General features: G+C 71.5%; 2 protein-coding genes. Both read left to right on the forward strand.

Annotation, left to right across the window (positions count from 1 at the left end; genetic code table 11):
- Positions 1-922: glycine cleavage T C-terminal barrel domain-containing protein (locus tag FJM51_RS22980; RefSeq protein WP_233713243.1), on the forward strand; the 922-nt coding region annotated here is incomplete at its 5' end.
- Between the two features lie 11 nt (positions 923-933).
- The coding region (locus FJM51_RS22985) for a sarcosine oxidase subunit gamma (protein WP_140456427.1) at positions 934-1,413 on the forward strand (480 nt) is incomplete at its 3' end.

Consider the following 1,413-nt stretch of genomic DNA (forward strand, 5'->3'; position numbering starts at 1 on the left):
CGTCGGGCGCTGCCGCTACGGCCTGCTGCTCGGCGAGGACGGGTTCATCCGCGACGACGGCGTGATCGGCCGCATGGCCGGGGACCGCTTCCACGTCACCACGACGACCGGCGGCGCGGCGCGCGTGCTGAACATGATGGAGGACTACCTCCAGACCGAATGGCCGGATCTGAAGGTCTGGCTCACCTCCACGACCGAGCAGTGGGCGACGATCGCGCTGAACGGCCCGAACGCGCGCAACCTGCTGGAACCTCTCGTCGCGGGGCTCGACATCTCCGACGCCGCCTTCCCGCACATGTCGGTTCAGGAATGCACGGTCGCGGGCTTCCCGGCGCGGCTCTTCCGCGTGTCCTTCACCGGCGAGCTCGGCTTCGAGGTGAACGTGCCGGCCCGCCACGGCCGCGCGCTCTGGGAGAAGCTCTGGGCCGAGGGCCGGAAGTACGACATCTGCCCCTACGGCACCGAGACGATGCACGTGCTGAGGGCCGAGAAGGGCTACATCATCGTCGGCCAGGACACCGACGGCACGCTGACGCCCGACGACGCCGGCCTCTCCTGGGCCATCGGCAAGGCCAAGCCCGACTTCGTCGGCAAGCGCTCGCTGATCCGTCCCGACATGGTGGCGAAGGGCCGCAAGCAGCTCGTGGGCCTCCTGACCGAGGATCCGAACACCGTGCTCCAGGAAGGCGCGCAGATCGTCGCCGATCCGAACCAGCCGAAGCCGATGACGATGCTCGGCCATGTCACCTCCTCCTACTGGAGCGAGGCGCTCGGCCGGTCGATCGCGATGGCGGTGGTCGTCGACGGCCGCGCCCGCGACGGCGAGACGCTGCACGTGCCGATGACGGACCGCACCATCGCCGCGAAGGTCGTGAGGAGCACGGTCTTCCTCGACCCCGAGAACACCCGGCTCAGCGCCTGAGGAGGAGCGAGATGAACGTGATGACCCCCGCCCGCGCCACCCGGCCCGTCGCCGTCACGCGGCTCGAGCCGAGCGCGCGCTTCGTGCTCCGCCTCGGCGATCCCGGCGCCGCCGCGATCGCCCTCGGCCTCGCGCTGCCGTCCCGGATCGGCGCCCGCGCCGTCTCCGGCGCGCGCACCGCGCTCTGCCTCGGCCCCGACGAATGGCTCGTCGAGGCGCCCGAGGGCGAGCGCGACGCGCTCACGCAAGCCTTCGCCGAGATCGCGACGCACCTGCCGCTCAGCGCCGTCGAGGTCTCCGACCGCGAGATCACGCTGGCGCTCGAAGGGCCGGCCGTCCTCGACCTCATCGCCACCGGCTGCCCGCGCGATCTCGCGGGCATGGCGATCGGCACCGGCGCGCGCACGATCTTCGACACCGTCCAGATCGTGCTGACCCGCGAGGCCGACGACCGCTTCCACCTCACCGTCTGGCGCTCCTTCCTCCCCCAT

Origin of the sequence: Amaricoccus solimangrovi (assembly GCF_006385685.1) — a bacterium.
Taxonomy (GTDB): Bacteria; Pseudomonadota; Alphaproteobacteria; order Rhodobacterales; family Rhodobacteraceae; genus Amaricoccus; species Amaricoccus solimangrovi.